Source organism: Microbacterium sp. P26, from assembly GCF_023712585.1.
Lineage (GTDB): Bacteria > Actinomycetota > Actinomycetes > Actinomycetales > Microbacteriaceae > Microbacterium > Microbacterium algihabitans_A.
Genome location: NZ_JAMAXZ010000003.1, coordinates 240,510 through 257,794, shown reverse-complemented (window position 1 = coordinate 257,794; position 17,285 = coordinate 240,510). Strand labels below are relative to the sequence as shown.

Sequence of the window (17,285 nt, the reverse complement as noted above, 5' to 3'; positions counted from 1 at the left end):
CGAGAGAGATGACGATGTCGGTGAGCAACGAGAGCGGCGAGACGTCCGTCGCCGAGGGTGGCGGCGTCCGCGCCGTGACCCGGGCGTTCCAGGTGCTGCAGAGCTTCACCGCCGATCGACCGGTGCTCTCGGTCGCCGAGATCGTGCGCGACAGCGCCCTCCCCCGCACCACCGTGCTGCGGATGATCGACACCCTCGTCGGGGAGCGCATGCTGCGGCACGCGGCCGACGGCCGCATCACGGTCGGCGCGCGCCTGATCCGTCTCGCGGCATTCGCCGAGGCGGCGTGGGCGGTGCCCGAAGAGACGGCTGATCGCATGACGCGCCTCGCGCAAGAGACCGGCGAGACCGCGAGCCTCTACGTGCGTAGCGGCATGCGACGCGTGGCGGTCGCACAGTCGCCGAGCCCCTACTCGCTTCGTCACGTTGTGCAGGTCGGCGACGAGATGCCGCTCCTGGTCGGCGCTTCGTCCACTCTGCTGGTCGCCGCGAGCGGTCCGGATGCTGCGGAGCACGTGCTCGCCTCGGTCCCGGGCGACGAGCGTCCCGGTGTCGACGCCGACGCCTTCCGAGCCGCCGTCGCCGCGGCCGCCCGCGACCGTCACGCCGTCTCGCACGGGGCGCGCGAACCCGGGAACAGCGGTGTGGCCGTGATCGTCCGCGACGGCGATGACCGTCGACCCGCGGTGGTGCTCGGCCTCGGCGGCCCCACGGCTCGCTTCACCGAGGAGCGCGTGGGCGTGTTCCTCGAGGCGCTCGAGGCCGCGGCATCCGATCTGCGGCACACCGGCCTGCCACCCGCACTCGACTGAATCCACCCCGACGAGAGGACCGCCCGACGATGAGCACTCTTTCCGAAACCGCTGAGTATCCCCCGCCCGGCACCTACGCCGCCGCCACGATCGGCGATGCGATGGAGCGCTTCGGGGTGGCGCGCGGCATCTCTCCGCTCTGGTCGGGTGCGGTCGTCTCGGGCCCCGCGGTCACCGTTCTGACGCGACCCGGTGACAACAAGGGCGTGCACGCGGCCTTCGAGGTCATCCGCGCCGGCGAGATCCTCGTGGTCGACGGCGGCTCAGACGACACACGTGCGCTCATCGGAGAACTCGTCGCCGAGAAGGCGAAGGCGCTCGGGGTGGCGGGCATCGTGCTCGACGGCGCCGCGCGCGATGCGGTCGAGTTGCGCGAGGTGGGCGTTCCCGTGTTCGCGCGGGCCGTGACGCCCGCAGGTCCCTGGAAGACCGGGCCCTACCGGTTGGGTCAGACGGTCGCCCTCGGGGGCGTTCCCGTCGCGCCCGGCGACTGGATCGTCGGCGACGCCGATGGTGTCGCGGTCGTCCCCCGCGCGCGGATCGCCGAGGTCACCGCTGCCGCCGACGAACTCGTGCGCGGCGAAGCCGACCGCCGCGCCGCGAACCGCGCCCTGACGCCCCGTGGCTGAGGCGCAGACGGGCCGACCGGTCGTCTGGATCCCCCGGGAGGTGCACGCCGACGCGGTCGCCGATCTCGAGACGTGGGCCGACGTGCGCCGGGGCTGGGGCAGGCAGGCGTCGACGGAAGACGCGGTTGCCCCGCTCGTGCAGGGGGTCCTCCTCCGCACGGCCCGGCTCGACGCACCGCAGTTGAGCCGCATGCCGCGGCTGCGCATCGTGGCGCGCCACGGCGTGGGCACCGACACCGTCGACACCGCGTTCGCTCGAGAGCACGGCATCCGGATCACGACCACTCCCGAGGCGAACGTGCTCTCGGTCGCCGAGCACGCCATCGCCCTTCTGCTGGCGGTGCGGCGGGGCATCGGTGCCGCCGTGAGCGGTCGCGGCGAACGCGTCGACTTGATCGGGAGCGAGCTCAGCGGATCGACGCTGGGTCTCATCGGTTTCGGACGCATCGCGCGGCACGTGGCGCGGATCGGCCAGGGCGGGTTCTCGATGCGCGTGCTCGCCCACGACCCGGGTCTGAGCGACGACGAGGTGCGCGCGGCGGGAGCCGAGCCGCGCTCGCTCGACGACCTGCTCGAGCAGTCCGACGCGGTCAGCGTGCACGTCCCGCTCGTCCCCGCGACGCGCGGCCTGCTCTCCACCGCGCAGTTCCGACGCATGCGGTCGCACGCCGTCGTGCTCAACACCTCACGCGGCGGGGTCGTCGACGAGCAGGCCCTTCTGGCGGCGCTCGATGCCGGCGAGGTGGGAGGTGCGGGCCTCGACGTCTCGGAGGTCGAGCCGATGCCGGCCGATCACCCGCTGCGCGGTCGCGCCGACGTCGTCGTGACCCCGCACATCGGCGGGCAGACGCGTGAAGCCATGAGGCGGGTCGCGATGGAGGCGGCGGCCTCGCTGCGGGCTGAGCTCGCCCCCTAGAGCCTTACGCCGTGGGCTTGTCCACCGCTCCGCCGAACCGGCGATCGCGCGACTGGTAGTGCCCGATGGCGTCCCACAGGTGCGTGCGGCGGAAGTCGGGCCACAGGGTGTCGAGGAAGACCATCTCGGCGTACGCCGACTCCCACAGCAGGAAGTTCGAGGTGCGTTGCTCGCCGCTCGAGCGCACGAACAAGTCGACGTCGGGCATGTCGGGTTGATACAGGTTCTTGCGGATGAGCTTCTCGGTGACGGCCGACGGCTTGAGCTTGCCGGAGGCGATGTCGTCGCCGATGCGGCGCACGGCATCCACGATCTCGACCCGGCCGCCGTAGTTGACGCACATCGTCAGCGTGAGCGTCGAGTTGCCCTCGGTGAGGCGCTCGGCGTGCTGCAGCTCTTTGATGACCGAGCCCCACAGGCGCGGCTTGCGACCCGACCAGCGGATGCGCACACCCCACTCGTTGAGCTGGTCGCGTCGGCGGTGCAGCACCTCGCGGTTGAACCCCATGAGGAAGCGCACCTCGTCGGGTGAGCGCGACCAGTTCTCGGTGGAGAAGGCGTAGACCGACAGGTGCTTCACGCCCGCCTGGATCGCGCCCGCGACGACGTCGAGCAGAGCCGCCTCGCCCGCGCGGTGGCCCTCGACGCGGGTGAGTCCCTGGCGGTTGGCCCAGCGACCGTTGCCGTCCATCACGATCGCGACGTGCTCGGGTACCGCACCCTTCGGGAAGGCCGGCGGGTACTCGCCGGTCCAGTCGAGGGGGCGGTAGGGCACGGCGTCGCGGTTCGTGAACGGCTTGGGTGTCATCGATGCGACTCCAGGTGCGAGAGGGAGCGGATGCCGCGCTCCAGGTGGAACTGCGCGTACGCGGCCACGAGGCCGGAGGCCGCCGCGGTCGTGCGTCCGGGGGCGGCGTCGATCGTCTCCCACTCCCCCGCCATGAGGGCGCGGAGCATGTCGACCGTGTCGCGCGCGACGCGCGGCGAGCCCGCCGGGGCGCAGGTCGAGCAGATGACGCCGCCGAGCTGCGGGAGGAAGTAGTCGTGGTCTCCGACCGTGCCGCAGCGCGCGCACTCGGTGAGACCGGGAGCCCAGCCCGACAGGGCCATGGCGCGCAACAGGTACGAGTCGAGCACGCTGCGCTCGGAGTGCTCGCCGCGGGCGAGGGAGCGCAGCCCGCCGACCAGCAGCAGGTACTGCTGGGGCGTCGCCTCGGCCTCATTCAGGCGGTCGGCGGTCTCGACCATGGCGCTGGCGGTCGTGTACACGTCGTAGTCCGCCACGATCTCGGCCCCGTACGAGCCGAGCGACTCGGCCTGCTGCACGATGTCGAGGTTGCGCCCCTTGAACAGCTGTACGTCGGCGACCATGAACGGCTCGAGACGGGATCCGAACTTCGACGAGGTGCGGCGCACGCCCTTGGCGACCGCACGGATCTTGCCGTTGCGGCGGCTGAGCAGGGTGAGGATGCGGTCCGCCTCCCCGAGCTTGTGGGTACGCAGGACCACGACCTCGTCGCGGTAGGTGGGCACAGTCCATTATCGGCCTGCCCACCCGTGAGCGGCCTGCGCGGCGCGCCTGGGCGAACGCCGTCGGGGCGGGAGAATGGATGCCGTGAACGAGTCCGTCTTCGTCATCCCGCTGTGGGCGGATCTCACCGCCGTCGCCCTGGGCGGCGTGCAGGGCGCGCTGTTCGCCTCCGGCTTCCAGGGGCAGCGGCGCCTCGACCTGCTCGGGGTGGCGATCATCGGCATCCTGCTCGGCATGGGCGGCGGTCTCATCCGCGACCTGCTGCTGGGGCTCACCCCCGCGACCCTCCAGAGCAACTGGTACCTCATCACCGCGACCCTCGCCTCGATCGTCGGCATGCTGCTGTCGGGGATCTTTCAGCGGCTGAACCGCGCGATCGTCATGCTCGACGCGGTGGTGATCGGCCTGTTCGGCGCGTTCGGCACCTCGAAGGCGCTCGCCCTCGGCATGCCGGCGGTTCCCGCGGTGTTCGTCGGCGTGCTCGCCGCGGCGGGAGGCAGCGTGCTGCGCGACGTGCTGATGGGCTTGCCGGTCGCCATCATGCACGTCGGTTCGCTGTACGCCGTGGCCGCCGGCGGCGGATGCGCGGTGCTGGCCACCGTCGCCGCGTTCGGCGTGCCGCTGCCGGTCGCCGCGGTGATCGGCGTGGCGGTCACGACGGTCATCCGCGTGCTCGCCGTGCTGTTCGACCTGTCCCTGCCCGAGCAGCGCAAGCTCTATCGCCGCAAGGTCGCGGTCGAGACCACCGGCATCCCGATCATCCGCATGGACGACCCGGAGTGAGCAGGTCTCGGCGCGCGTGAGGGGTCACTTCGTGTCGCCTCGGGCGCGCGGAGGCGACAGTTTTCGACCTCTCACTCGATGCGGCGGGGCGACCGAGGCGGGGCTCAGCGCGCGTGAGGGGTCACTTCGTGTCGCCTAGGGCGGGCGGAGGCGACAGTTTTCGACCCCTCACGCGGTGCGGGCGCGGTCAGGTGAGCGGCGCGACCTCGTCGCCGACGCGGATCGTGCCCCCATCGGCGACCGGCAGCAGCAGGATTCCCAGCGTCGGCTCGGACTGACCGAACTCCGTCGTCAGCACCCGCAGCAGGCGGGCGTCGCGCACGCCCGTGTCGGGGTTCGCGGTGATCGCGGCGCAGCGCTCGATCGGCTTCTGCACCTCGAACTCCACCTCGCCGATCCGCACGCGACCCTGCCACTCGAGCTCGGCCCACGGCGCGGTACCGCTCACCACGATGTTCGAGCGGAAGCGGCGATCGTCGACGGGCGCCGGCACCGCGGCATCCACCTCCTCGACGGAGGCTGCGCCGTGCAGCGAGATGAATCCGCGTGGGCGGTCCTGGAAGCGTGCGGTGCGGCCGTCGCCGAGAAGACCCAGGGGCAGGATGCCGTCGGCCTCGAGCAGCTTCGCATCGCTCGTCGTGCGCAGGTAGGCGGTGATCGCCTCGCTGAGTCGGGCACGGCCCTCGTCGCTGAGATCGGCGGTGACGTCGATGTCGTCCACCTGCAGCCGCAGCGTCAGCGCCTCGTCGTCGAGGGTGAGGTCGACGCGCGCCAACGTCGGGAAGGTCATGAGCGCGAGTCCGCGGCTCTTGGGGAACGTGGCATCCGCCGGCTCGAGGGCATCGGCGAAGCGGAAGACGAGCGAGCGGTCGCCCTGCACGCGGCCGTCGTCCTGGACGACGAGGCTGTCGCGCTTCTCAGGCGTGAAGCCCTTCACGGGATAGCGGTAGAGGGCGTCGACGCAGATCACGGTTTCATCCTCGCATCGACGCCCCCTCGCGCGATCACCAGCGGGCGAGAACCTCGCCGTGCGGCAGCAGGATCCACCCGTCGGGGTGCTCGGCCCACTCGCGCCACGCATCCGAGATGCGCTGCAGCTGCGCGTCGTCGGCGAGACCGAGCCGCTTCGCGTGCCCGGCGAACGCCGAGGCGAGAACGCGGTCGGCCCACATGCCGCCCCACCACGCGCGCTTGTCGGGCGTGTCGAACACCCATACGCTCGCGCTCGGCTCGATGCGGGTGAACCCCGCCTCGCGCGCCCACGCCTTGAGGCGCCGACCCGCATCGGGCTCGCCCGACGACCCGCGGTGCACGCCGTGATAGATCTCGAGCCAGTCGTCGAGGGCGGGGATGAGCGGATGCCAGATCACCCCGCCGTAGTCGACGTCGCGCACCGCGACGAGGCCGTCGGGCCCGGCGACGCGGCGGAACTCCCGCAGCGCGTCAACGGGCCGCTCGAGGTGCTGCAGCACCTGGTGGGCGTGCACGATGTCGAACGAGGCGTCGGGCACGTCGAGGGCGTAGGCGTCGCCGGTGCGGAAGGTCACGCTCTTACGCTCCCCCGCGGCGGCACGGGCCACCTCGACGACATCGGACGCGGCATCCACCCCGACGACCTCCCCCGGGAAGACCCGGTCGGCGAGGTCGACGGTGAGGGAGCCGGGGCCTGCACCCACATCGAGGATGCGGGCGCCGGCGGACAGCGAAGACACCAGGTAGGCCGCCGAGTCGGCGACGGTGCGTACGGCGTGGGAACGCAGCACGCTCTCGTGGTGTCCGTGGGCGTAGGCCACGGTCGTCTTCTCTTCTGCGCGGGTCAGACGCCGGCCAGGGCGCCCGAGTCCTGACGGGTGCGGATCGCGCGGTTGACGCCCGACACGATCGCCTTGAGCGACGCGGTCGAGATGTCACCGTCGATGCCGACGCCCCAGAGGCGCTGGTCGTCGACCTGCAGCTCGACGTAGGCCGCGGCCTGCGCGTCGCCGCCCGAGCTGAGAGCGTGCTCTACGTAGTCGTACAGCGTCACGTCGAAGCCCTGGGCGCGAACGATCTCGAGGAATGCGGCGACGGGTCCGTTGCCCACGGCCGAGGCCGGGTGCGTCGTGTCACCGTCGCGCAGTGAGACCTCGAGGTGCACGTCGCCCGACATGTCGCTCGACGAGCGCGTCGACAGCAGCTCGAAGCGGCCCCAGCGCTGGTCGTCGACCGTCGACGGCAGGTACTCGTCGTTGAAGATGTCCCAGATCTGCGCGCTCGAGACCTCGCCGCCCTCGGCGTCGGTGCGGGCCTGCACCACGCCCGAGAACTCGATCTGGAGCTTGCGGGGCAGGTCGATCGCGTGGTCGGCCTTCAGCAGGTAGGCGACGCCGCCCTTGCCCGACTGCGAGTTGACGCGGATGACGGCCTCGTACGACCGGCCCAAGTCTTTCGGGTCGATCGGCAGGTACGGAACCGCCCACTCGATCTCGTCGACGGTCTTGCCCTCGGCGGCCGCGCGGGCCTCCATCGCCTCGAAGCCCTTCTTGATGGCGTCTTGGTGCGAACCGCTGAACGCGGTGAAGACGAGGTCGCCGGCCCAGGGGCTGCGCTCGGGAACGGGCAGCTGGTTGCAGTACTCGACGGTGCGCTTGACCTGGTCGATGTCGCTGAAGTCGATCTGCGGGTCGATGCCCTGCGTCAGCAGGTTGACGCCCAGGGCGACCAGGTCGACGTTGCCCGTGCGCTCACCGTTGCCGAACAGGCAGCCCTCGATACGGTCGGCGCCGGCCATGTACCCCAGCTCCGCGGCGGCCACGGCGGTGCCGCGGTCGTTGTGCGGGTGCAGCGACAGGATGACGTTCTCGCGGTGGTTCAGGTGACGCGACATCCACTCGATCGAGTCGGCGTAGACGTTGGGCGTAGCCATCTCGACCGTGGCGGGCAGGTTCAGGATGACCTTGCGCTGGGGGGTCGGCTCGAAGACTTCGAGCACCTCGTTGCAGATGCGCAGGGCGAACTCGAGCTCGGTACCCGTGTAGCTCTCGGGCGAGTACTCGTAGTAGACCTCGGTCTGGGGAATCGTCGCCTCGTACTTCTTGCACAGGCGCGCGCCCTCGAGCGCGATGTCGACGATGCCCTGCTCGTCGGTGCGGAACACGACCTCGCGCTGCAGCACGCTCGTGGAGTTGTACAGGTGCACGATGGCCTGCTTGGCGCCGGCGATGGCCTCGTAGGTGCGGGCGATCAGGTGCTCACGCGCCTGGGTCAGCACCTGGATGGTGACGTCGTCGGGGATCAGGTTCTCGTCGATGAGCTGACGGACGAAGTCGAAGTCGGTCTGGCTCGCGCTCGGGAACCCGACCTCGATCTCCTTGTAGCCCATCTTCACCAGTAGGTCGAACATGACCCGCTTGCGCTCGGGGCTCATCGGATCGATCAGCGCCTGGTTGCCGTCGCGCAGGTCGACGGCGCACCAGCGGGGTGCGGCCTCGATGCGCGTGGACGGCCACGTGCGGTCGGGCAGGTCGACCCGGATCTGCTCGTGGAACGGACGGTACTTGTGCACCGGAGCGGAGGTGGGCTTCTGGGTGTTCTTCATGATGTGTCGCTTCTTTAGATTCGTTCGGTGGGGCCGACGACGATCTCCGCGACGAGGAAGGCCCTTAGATCGAGGACTCGTCGCGGCAACTAAGAAGAAGCTGGCCACCGAAGCGCATGCAGCGATCGTAGCAGTCCCTCACGAGGCGCTCCGTCGGGCGGCCGCCCACTCGTGGTCGAGCACGGCGTACACGAGCAGGTCGCTCCAGCGGCCCTTGAACCACTCGCTCTTGACGAAGTGCGCTTCGCGCCGCATGCCGAGGCGCTCGGCGAGGGCCGCCGAGCGGAGGTTGTCGGCGTCGATCTGCGCGACGAGCCGGCGCAGGCCGTACACCTCGAAGGCCGTGTCGATGAGCGCGCGCACCGCTTCGGTCGCCAGGCCCTGACCGGATGCCGCGGGGCTGACGACCCAGCCCACCTCGGCCGACCCGGCTTCTGCGTCGGGGTGGAAGAGCACGAGGTCGCCGATGACCGCGCCGTCGTCGACACGCTCGACCACGAGCATCACACCGCCCCGCTCGCCCTCGAGACTCGTCCCGCCCATCAGATGGCCGTTGCGGTGCCGGATGTCGTCGGGGGTCTGCGGTTGGAACGGGAGGTAGCGGCACACCTCGGCGTCCCCGCGGTAGGCAGCCATGGCGTCGAGGTCGCGCTCTTCGAACGGGCGCAGGCGCACCCGCTCGCGGGTCACCTCGAGGGTCTCGGGCGCCGGCGGGAGGACGAACGGCGACGCGCTCACGGCAGCAGCGCGACCTTGCCGCCCGGGTGGCCGTCCATGACGAAGCGCACCGCCTCGACGGCATCGGCGAGCGGGTAGGTGCGTGCGACGGGCACCTCGAGGGCTCCGGATGCCGCGAGCTCCAGCACGCGCGCACGCGCGATGTCGCGGAAGCGGGCGCTCTCGGGCCGTGCGCCGGCGATCCAGAGAAACCCGTCGGCCTTCGCGCGCTCGGGATCGACGATCGTCACGATGCGGTCGCGCTCCGCCACGAGAGCGAGCGAGACGTCGATGGCCTCGTCGGTGCCCACGGCATCCCACGCGGCGGCGATCGGGGCGCCCTCGGCCGCCTCTTCGACGCGCTCGCGCAGGCCGTCGCCGTAGGCCACCGGGATGCCGCCGTAGCGACGGACGCGTTCGGCCGAGTCCTCGGCATCCGGACCCACCGTGCCGATGACGCGGACGCCGAGCTCGCGCGCCTGCTGCAGAAGGCTCACGCCCACCGCGCCGGAGGCCGCGTGCAACAGCACCGTCTCACCCTCGGTCACCCGGGTGACCTGGATCATCTCGGCTGCGGTGGTTCCCGCGAGCAGCAGGTTCGCCGCTTCGGGGTGAGAGAGGGCCGCGGGCTTGGCGAAGACGTCGCGGGCCGGAACGGTGATGTCGGTCGCGTACGCGCCCTGCACGCGGAAGGCGACGACCTCATCGCCGACCGTCAGCTCACCCGAGCCGCCGAGGGCATCGGGGCCGACGGCGGTGACCTCGCCCGAGAGCTCGTAGCCGATCGGCACCGGGAACCGGGCGCCGGGACGCGCTGAGGCGACGTGCTTCGCATCGGCCGGGTTGACGCCCGCCGCGTGCACACGGATCGTGACCTCGCCCGAGCCGGGGGCGGCGACCTCGACCTCGTCGAAGCTCCACTGATCGATGGGCCCGGGAGCCGGAGCCGTCCACCTCTTCGCCATGGTCACGCCTTTCGTTTCGGGTCGTCGCCGCTGAGCGTAGCCCCCGGCGTCAGATGTTCTGGGAAGCGGTCAGAAACCGAGGCGGCCCAGCTGCTTCGGGTCGCGCTGCCACTCCTTGGCCACGCGGACGTGGAGCGAGAGGTAGACGCGGCCGCCGACGAGCGGTTCGATGCCGGCGCGGGCGCGGGCTCCGACGTCGGCGAGGCGCGAGCCCTTCTTGCCGATGATGATCGCCTTCTGACTGTCGCGCTCGACGACGATGTTGGCCCACACATCGGTGAGGTCGCTGTCTTCGCGCTTGGCCACGTCGTCGACGGTCACCGCGATCGAGTGCGGCAGTTCGTCGCGCACGCCGTGCAGGGCGGCCTCGCGGATCATCTCGGCGATGCGGTCTTCGAGCGTCTCGTCGGTCGTGACGTCGTCGGCGTACAGGGCGGGGCCCACGGGCATGAGCGCGAGGAGCTCGTCGCTCAACACGTCGAGCTGATCGTTCGTCACGGCCGAGAGCGGGATGACCGCCGCCCAGTCCTCGCGCAGCGCGTCGACCTCGACGAGGCGCTCGGTGATCTGGTCGCGGGTCGCTGCGTCGGTCTTCGTCACCAGGGCGACCTTCTTGGCGCGGGGGTAGCCCGAGAGTGACTCGGCGATGCGGCGGTCTCCGGGGCCGACCTTCTCGGTCGCGGGGGCGCAGAACGCGATCACGTCGACGTCGCCGAGCACCTGCTCGACCAGGTCGTTGAGCCGCTGCCCCAGAAGGGTGCGGGGGCGGTGGATGCCGGGGGTGTCGACCACCACGAGCTGGCCGCCCGGACGGTTGACGATGCCGCGGATGGCGCGGCGGGTGGTCTGCGGCTTCTCGCTCGTGATGGCGACCTTCTCGCCCACGAGGGCGTTGGTCAGCGTGGACTTGCCGACGTTCGGCCGGCCCACGAAGGTCACGAAACCGGATCGGGTGTCGGTCATCTGTCGTTCCTCTCACGCGACGAGGCGTCGGCCTCGGCGTCTTCCTCGTCCATCGTCTCAGCCCGCTCCACGATCACCGTCGCGATTCCGCGGTTGCGGCCGCGCGACGCGCCGCCGGTCATCACGAGTCCGTCGTGCTCGGCGGTGGCTCCGGGCTGCGGGATGCGGCCCAGGGCTTTGCCCAGCAGACCGCCGATGGAGTCGACCTCCTCGTCGTCGAGCTCGAGGCCGAAGAGGTCGCCGACCTCGTCGAGGCTCAGACGCGCATTGACGCGATAGCGGCCGTCGGGCAGCTCGACGACCTCGGTCGAGGGCGCGTCGTACTCGTCGGCGATCTCGCCCACGAGTTCTTCGATGAGGTCTTCGAGGGTCACGAGGCCCGCGACCCCGCCGTACTCGTCGACGACGAGGCACACGTGCACCGCGTCTTTCTTCATCTGCTGCAGGAGCGTCTCGGCCTTCATCGACTCGGGCACGAACACCGCGGGGCGTGCGATGCGGCGGATCGGCGCGTCGCGCCACCCCGCCTCGTCGCGGAAGCCGAACTGCACCAGGTCTTTCAGGTACAGCACCCCCACGACGTCGTCGGCCTCGTCGTCGGTGAGGGGCACACGCGACACGCCCTTCTCGAGGAACAGCGCGAGCGCCTCGCGGGACGAGGCCGCGGCATCCACGCTCACCATGTCGATGCGCGGCACCATCACCTCGCGCACGTAGGTGTCGGTGAAGTCGAACACGGAGTGGATGAGCTCGCGATCGTCTTCTTCGATGAGCTCGTTCTCGGTGGCCTCGTCGATGATGCTGAGCAGCTGCTCCTCCGACGCGAACGAGGTCGAGTGCGGAACGCCCGGCGTCACCCGGTTGCCCACCGCCACGAGCCCGTGGGCGAGGGGTCCGAGCAGGATGCGCATGCCGCGGATCACCGGAGACGCCCCGCGCAGCAGACCGCGCGCGTGCTGGCGCCCCACCGACCGCGGGCTCGCGCCGACCGCGACGAACGACATGCCCGTCATGAGCACGGCCGCGGTGATCACCGCGAGCCAGATGTTGTCGAAGATGAGCATGAAGGCGGCGGTGACGAGCACCGCGGCCGTCGTCTCGGCGAGCACGCGGATGAAGACCACCGCCGTCACGTGCGCGCTGGGGTCGTCGGCGATGCGGCGCAGCGAGCGCGCGTTGCGGCCCGCAGCGCCGAGCTCAAGCAGATCGGTGCGCGAGGTCACGCCCAGCGCCGCCTCGGAGGCCGCCATGAGGCCGCCGAAGGCCACCAGCAGCAGTGCCGCGACGAGCAGCAGTGCTTCGGTCATGCGCGGCGCTGGCGCTCGACGGCCTGGAAGCCGCTGATCAGCTCACGCTGCAGGCCGAACATCTCGCGTTCTTCGTCGGGCTCGGCGTGGTCGAACCCGAGCAGGTGGAGCAGCCCGTGGGTGGTGAGCAGGATCAGCTCGTCGAGCGTCGAGTGCTTGGCGGCGACGGCCTGCGTCTCGGCCACCGCCGGGCACAGCACGATGTCGCCGAGCAGACCCGCGGGGGTCGGAGCGTCTTCGGATCCCGGGCGCAGCTCGTCCATCGGAAAGCTCAGCACGTCGGTGGGACCGGGCTCGTCCATCCACTGCACGTGCAGAGATTCCATGGCGCCCTCGTCGACGAGCACGATGGCCACGTCGGCGTCGGGGCTGACGTGCAGCTCCTGGAGGTTGTACTCCATGAGGCGCAGCAGCACCTGTTCGTCGACCTCGTGGTCGGATTCGTTGTTGATCTCGATCGTCATGAGCGGTTTCGTCTCGGGAGGTGATCGCGGGGACCGGCGGCACCGGGGCCGCGTCGCTCCGCACGGGTGGCAAATTCGGAGGCCTCGTCGCGCTCGCGTCGGGCGGCCAGGCGCTTCTCGTCGTATTCGCTGTACGCGTCGACGATGCGCCCGACGAGATTGTGCCGCACGACGTCGTCGCTGGTGAGGCGCGAGAAGTGGATGTCGTCGATGTCGTCGAGCACGCGCGTCACCAGGCGCAGACCCGACGCGCCCTGCGGCAGGTCGACCTGGGTGATGTCGCCGGTGACGACCATGCGGGTGCCGAAGCCGAGGCGCGTGAGGAACATCTTCATCTGCTCGGGCGTGGTGTTCTGCGCCTCGTCGAGCACGACGAACGAGTCGTTCAGCGTGCGCCCGCGCATGTACGCCAGCGGTGCGACCTCGATCGTGCCCGTCGCCATGAGCTTGGGGACGATCTCGGGGTCCATCATCTCGTTGAGGGCGTCGTAGAGCGGTCGCAGGTAGGGGTCGATCTTGTCGGTGAGCGTGCCCGGGAGGAACCCGAGCCGCTCCCCCGCCTCGACGGCGGGACGCGTGAGGATGATGCGCGTGACCTCTTTGCGCTGCAGCGCTTGCACGGCCTTGGCCATCGCGAGGTAGGTCTTGCCGGTACCGGCGGGGCCGATGCCGAACACGATCGTGTTCTCGTCGATCGCGTCGACGTACTCCTTCTGGCCCGCGGTCTTGGGTCGGATGGTCTTTCCGCGCGACGACAGGATCGCCTCGCCCATGACCTCCGACGGACGGGGTCCGCCGTCGGAGCGCAGCATGCGGTTCGAGCTGGTCACATCGGCCGGGTCGAGGCCGTGACCCGAGCGGGTCATGCTGAGCAGCTCGTCGACGAGGCCGCGGGCGGCGCGCACCGCGTCGGGCGTGCCCGCGAGCGTGATCTCGTTGCCGCGCACGTGCACGTCGACGTCGGGGTGCTCCTTCTCGACCACGCGCAGCAGGCGGTCCTGCGGGCCGAGCAGTTGCACCATGGCCACGCCGTCGACCTCGATGCGGTCGGAGACGGTTTCTTCGGGGGAATCAGCCACCCAGGCTCTTTTCGTTCAAGCCGCCCGCGAGGACGTGGGCGTGCACGTGGAAGACGGTCTGACCGGCGCCCTCGCCGGTGTTGAAGATCAGACGGAAGTCGCCGTCGGAGTGCTCCGCGGCGACGGAGTTCGCGAGGCCGATGACCTCGGTGAGCAGGTCGGGGTCGCCCGCGGCGAGTTCGACGACGTTGCGGTACTGCTGCGTCTTGGGGATGACCAGCAGGTGCACCGGCGCCTGCGGCGCGATGTCGCGGATCGCGAAGGCGTTCTCGGTCTCGGCGACGATCTCGGCGGGGATCTCGCCCTGCAGGATGCGCGTGAAGATCGACGGTTCGCTCATGGCATCCAGTCTAGTGAGGGCCTCCGACACCGGGGCTCGGCCGTTGCGCCGACGCGCGGCGGCGCGGCCGGCTCTGCCCGGTTCGGGGCGAGATCCGTCGCTCGGGGCGGAAGATTCACGCCCCAAGCTGCGGAATCCGCCCCAAACGGCAGCAAATCGTGTCGAGGCCCGGCTCACCAGCGCCCGTGGGCCGCCGACAGCACCGAGATCGCCGCGGCCCCCGCAGTCGAGGTGCGCAGCACTGTGTCGCCCAGGCGCACGAGTCGGGCGCCGGCATCGGTCAGCGCCGAGAGCTCCTCCGGTGCGATGCCTCCCTCGGGGCCGACCACGAGCACGACGTCGCGCCCGTCGGAGGCTTCGGCCGCGACGGATGTGAGACGGTCGGATGCCGAGGGCTCCAGCACCAGCACGAGAGAGGCCTCGGCGAGACGCACGAGATCGGCCGTGCGGGCCACCGTCTCGACCTCGGGGATCCACGCCCGGTGCGCCTGTTTGGCCGCCTCTCGGACGATCGTGCGCCAGCGCGCGAGGCCCTTGTCGGCTTTCGCGTCCCACCGTGAGACGCTGCGCGACGCCTGCCACGGCACGATCGCGTCGACGCCGAGTTCGGTCGCCGCCTGCACGGCGAGCTCGTCGCGGTCGCCCTTGGCCAGCGCCTGCACGAGAACGAAGCGCGGCGACGGCGCGGGCACGACCTCGCGGCCGGTCACCCGCACCTCGACCTGCTTCGGCGAGGCCGCGGTGACGACGCCCGACAGCCAGGTTCCGCGGCCGTCGCCGAGCGTCACCGCCTCATCGACGCGCACACGACGCACAGCGGCGGCGTGGTGCGCCTCGGTCCCGGTGAGCTCGACGGTCTCGCCGGGCTGGGCGCCACCCGCCTCGTCGGTGACGAAGTGCAGCGCCACGGTCAGTGCCGGAAGCGGTCGCGGAACTTGCTGAACATGCCCTGCTGGTGCTCGGCCAGGCGCGGCTTGGGAGCCTTGGTGCGCTTGGCGAACTCCTCGATGAGGGCACGGTCGCGGTTGTCGAGGCGCGTGGGCGTCACCACGTGCACGCCGACCTTGAGGTCGCCGCGCTGAGTGCCGCGCAGCGGGGTGATTCCGCGGCCCTTGATGGTCAGCACGTCACCCGACTGCACGCCGGGGCGCACCTCGAGGTCGACACTTCCGTCGAGGGACTCGATCGTCGCGTTGGCTCCGAGGATGGCATCCGGCATCGACACCTCGAGGGTCGCGACGAGGTCGTCGCCCTCACGGCTGAACGCCTCGTGGGCCTCGACGGTGATCTCGAGGTAGAGGTCGCCGTTGGGTCCGCCCGCGGGGCCGACCTCACCCGAACCGGGCAGCTGCAAACGCAGGCCCGACTCGACGCCGGCGGGGATGTCGACCGAAACGGTGCGGCGCGCACGCACGCGGCCCTGGCCTTGGCACGTTCCGCAGGGGTACGGGATCGTCGTGCCGTGGCCCTGGCACACGGTGCAGGGGGCGCTGGTGACGACGTTGCCGAGCAGGCTGCGCACGGTGCGCTGCACGTGACCCGAGCCGTGGCAGATGTCGCAGGTGACCTCGCTCGTGCCGGGCTGCGTGCACGCGCCCTTGCAGGTCTCGCACAGCACCGCCGTGTCGACCTCGAGGTCGCGGTGGGCGCCGAAGACGACGTCGCCGAGCTGCAGTGTGACGCGCACGAGGGCGTCCTGTCCGCGCTCCCGACGTGACCGCGGACGCGGACCGCGACCGCCGCCGCCCGCTTGCGCGCCGCCGAAGAACGTCTCGAAGATGTCGCTGAATCCGCCGAAGCCGGCTGCTCCCCCGCCCCCGAACGGGCTCTGGTCGCCGCCCATGTCGTAGCGGCGGCGCTGCTCGGGGTCGCTCAGCACGTCGTAGGCGTGCGTGACGAGCTTGAAGCGCTCGGAGGCGTCTTCTCCCGGGTTGACGTCGGGGTGCAACTGGCGCGCCAGACGGCGGTACGCCTTCTTGATGTCTTCGGGGCTGGCGTCGCGTTCGACACCCAGGACCTCGTAGTGGTCAGCCACAATCGCCTTCCTGCCCGCTCGCGCGGGGTCGTTCTCTTTGGGATGCTCGATCTCTCGAAAGTCAACGAGAGCTGTCGTCGTCTTCGAGCATCCGGGTCAGATAGTGCGCGACGGCACGGACCGCCGCGAGATTCGAGGAGTAGTCCATGCGCATCGGACCCAGGAGTCCGACGCGCGCTCCGCCGGTGGAGCCGTCGTAGCGGCTGGCGAGCACCGAGGCCTCGACGAGGCCGAACGGCTCGTTCTCCCGCCCGATGCTGGCCGACAGGCCCTGCTCGTCGGCGACCATCTCGCTCATGAGGCGCAGCAGCGTCACCTGCTCTTCGATGGCCTCGAGCAGCGGGTAGATGCTGCCGCGGAAGTCCTGCTCGCGCTTGGCGAGCGTCGCCGCACCGGCCATCACGAGGCGATCCTGTCGGAACTCCTCGAGTTCTTCGCCGACCACGCGCAGCACGGCGTCGGCGAGGGCGTCGACGACGACCCCAGGGCGGGGGCCGTCGGCCAGGGCAGCGGCCACTTGCTGGGAGCTGTCGGCGACGCTGCGGCCGACCAGCAGACCGCTCACGCGGGCCCGCAGCTGGGTGACGTCGGCCTCGCTCGGCTCGACGGGCACGAACGAGATGCGCTGCGAGACCCGGCCGGTGTCGGTCACGAGGATCACGAGCACGCGGGGTCCGCCGAGGGCGACGAGCTCGACGTGCGAGACGTTGGCCCGCGCGAACGAGGGGTACTGCACGATCGCGACCTGACCGGTCAGCTGGGTGAGCGCGCGCACCGTGCGGGCGAGGAGGTCGTCGAGGTCGCCGGCCTCGTCGAGGAACGACGTGATGGCGCTGCGCTGGGCGCCCGAGAGCGGACGGAGCTCGGCGAGGTGGTCGACGAACACGCGATAGCCCTTGTCGGTGGGCACGCGCCCTGACGAGGTGTGCGGGGCGACGATGAGGTCTTCGTCTTCGAGCAGGGCCATGTCGTTGCGGATCGTCGCGGCCGACACCCCGAAGGCGTGGCGCTCCACGATGGCTTTGCTGCCGACCGGCTCACGCGTGTCGACGTAGTCCTGCACGATCGCGCGGAGCACCTGAAGGCCACGTTCCGACACCATGCGATGCTCCTCCCGTCTGGCACTCGCGTCTCTTGAGTGCCAATTCTACGGGATCGCCCCGACAC

18 protein-coding genes and 1 pseudogene are annotated in these 17,285 nt (G+C 70.7%); 4 read left to right on the top strand and 15 right to left on the bottom strand.

The genetic code is table 11. The annotated features are described in order from the left end of the window. Positions 1–20: 20 nt before the first annotated feature. Genes M3667_RS07755 through M3667_RS07745 form a run of 3 tightly spaced genes read left to right on the top strand, consistent with a single transcriptional unit; the run spans position 21 to position 2,357 of the window. Positions 21–812, top strand: coding sequence for an IclR family transcriptional regulator (locus M3667_RS07755; RefSeq protein ID WP_251507047.1), 792 nt, complete (start codon positions 21–23; stop codon positions 810–812). Positions 813–841: 29 nt separating this feature from the next. Beyond that, a complete protein-coding gene (locus tag M3667_RS07750; RefSeq protein WP_251507043.1) occupies positions 842–1,441 on the top strand; it encodes an RraA family protein in 600 nt (199 codons plus the stop codon). Then, positions 1,434–2,357 (top strand): hydroxyacid dehydrogenase, encoded by a 924-nt coding sequence (locus tag M3667_RS07745; RefSeq protein ID WP_251507040.1) that lies wholly within the window; start codon positions 1,434–1,436, stop codon positions 2,355–2,357. The genes M3667_RS07750 and M3667_RS07745 overlap by 8 nt, the downstream gene beginning before the upstream one ends. 4 nt (positions 2,358–2,361) lie before the next feature. Here M3667_RS07745 and M3667_RS07740 read toward each other — a convergent pair whose 3' ends face one another. Further along, positions 2,362–3,165: an isoprenyl transferase gene (locus tag M3667_RS07740; RefSeq protein ID WP_251507037.1), complete on the bottom strand. Its 804-nt coding sequence runs from the start codon at positions 3,163–3,165 to the stop codon at positions 2,362–2,364. Further along, complete coding sequence (gene recO, locus M3667_RS07735; protein WP_251507034.1) at positions 3,162–3,890, bottom strand: DNA repair protein RecO; 729 nt, start codon at positions 3,888–3,890, stop codon at positions 3,162–3,164. The genes M3667_RS07740 and recO overlap by 4 nt, the downstream gene beginning before the upstream one ends. Positions 3,891–3,972: 82 nt before the next feature. Here recO and M3667_RS07730 point away from each other — a divergent pair, with 82 nt between their 5' ends. Continuing rightward, positions 3,973–4,671, top strand: a complete 699-nt coding sequence (locus M3667_RS07730) for a TRIC cation channel family protein (RefSeq protein WP_251507030.1) — start codon at positions 3,973–3,975, stop codon at positions 4,669–4,671. Positions 4,672–4,858: 187 nt separating this feature from the next. Here M3667_RS07730 and M3667_RS07725 read toward each other — a convergent pair whose 3' ends face one another. From M3667_RS07725 to hrcA, 13 genes and pseudogenes are all read right to left on the bottom strand, one after another. Continuing rightward, on the bottom strand, positions 4,859–5,641 hold the full coding sequence (locus M3667_RS07725; RefSeq protein ID WP_251507028.1) for an MOSC domain-containing protein: 783 nt from the start codon (positions 5,639–5,641) through the stop codon (positions 4,859–4,861). 34 nt (positions 5,642–5,675) lie between these two features. After that, positions 5,676–6,464, bottom strand: coding sequence for a methyltransferase domain-containing protein (locus M3667_RS07720; RefSeq protein ID WP_251507026.1), 789 nt, complete (start codon positions 6,462–6,464; stop codon positions 5,676–5,678). Between the two features lie 23 nt (positions 6,465–6,487). Continuing rightward, positions 6,488–8,248, bottom strand: a complete 1,761-nt coding sequence (gene leuA / locus M3667_RS07715; protein WP_251507023.1) for a 2-isopropylmalate synthase — start codon at positions 8,246–8,248, stop codon at positions 6,488–6,490. Between the two features lie 138 nt (positions 8,249–8,386). Beyond that, complete coding sequence (locus tag M3667_RS07710) at positions 8,387–8,986, bottom strand: GNAT family N-acetyltransferase (RefSeq protein ID WP_251507020.1); 600 nt, start codon at positions 8,984–8,986, stop codon at positions 8,387–8,389. Further along, positions 8,983–9,930, bottom strand: a complete 948-nt coding sequence (locus tag M3667_RS07705; RefSeq protein ID WP_251507018.1) for an NADP-dependent oxidoreductase — start codon at positions 9,928–9,930, stop codon at positions 8,983–8,985. Before M3667_RS07705 ends, M3667_RS07710 begins: the two co-directional genes overlap by 4 nt. Positions 9,931–9,999: 69 nt before the next feature. Continuing rightward, positions 10,000–10,887, bottom strand: a pseudogene (era, locus tag M3667_RS07700) (GTPase Era); the annotation flags it as partial. Between the two features lie 2 nt (positions 10,888–10,889). After that, positions 10,890–12,200 carry a hemolysin family protein gene (locus M3667_RS07695; protein WP_251507015.1) on the bottom strand — a complete coding sequence of 437 codons (1,311 nt, stop codon included), beginning with the start codon at positions 12,198–12,200 and terminating at the stop codon, positions 10,890–10,892. Continuing rightward, complete coding sequence (gene ybeY / locus M3667_RS07690; protein WP_251507012.1) at positions 12,197–12,664, bottom strand: rRNA maturation RNase YbeY; 468 nt, start codon at positions 12,662–12,664, stop codon at positions 12,197–12,199. The genes M3667_RS07695 and ybeY overlap by 4 nt, the downstream gene beginning before the upstream one ends. After that, positions 12,661–13,686, bottom strand: coding sequence for a PhoH family protein (locus M3667_RS07685; protein ID WP_251507522.1), 1,026 nt, complete (start codon positions 13,684–13,686; stop codon positions 12,661–12,663). Before M3667_RS07685 ends, ybeY begins: the two co-directional genes overlap by 4 nt. Positions 13,687–13,735: 49 nt before the next feature. Beyond that, positions 13,736–14,083: an HIT domain-containing protein gene (locus M3667_RS07680; protein WP_056232343.1), complete on the bottom strand. Its 348-nt coding sequence runs from the start codon at positions 14,081–14,083 to the stop codon at positions 13,736–13,738. Positions 14,084–14,256: 173 nt separating this feature from the next. Beyond that, complete coding sequence (locus M3667_RS07675; protein WP_251507010.1) at positions 14,257–14,991, bottom strand: 16S rRNA (uracil(1498)-N(3))-methyltransferase; 735 nt, start codon at positions 14,989–14,991, stop codon at positions 14,257–14,259. Between the two features lie 2 nt (positions 14,992–14,993). Continuing rightward, positions 14,994–16,118, bottom strand: coding sequence for a molecular chaperone DnaJ (dnaJ, locus tag M3667_RS07670; protein WP_144833702.1), 1,125 nt, complete (start codon positions 16,116–16,118; stop codon positions 14,994–14,996). A gap of 61 nt (positions 16,119–16,179) precedes the next feature. Further along, positions 16,180–17,220, bottom strand: coding sequence for a heat-inducible transcriptional repressor HrcA (hrcA, locus tag M3667_RS07665; RefSeq protein WP_251507007.1), 1,041 nt, complete (start codon positions 17,218–17,220; stop codon positions 16,180–16,182). Positions 17,221–17,285 lie beyond the last annotated feature (65 nt).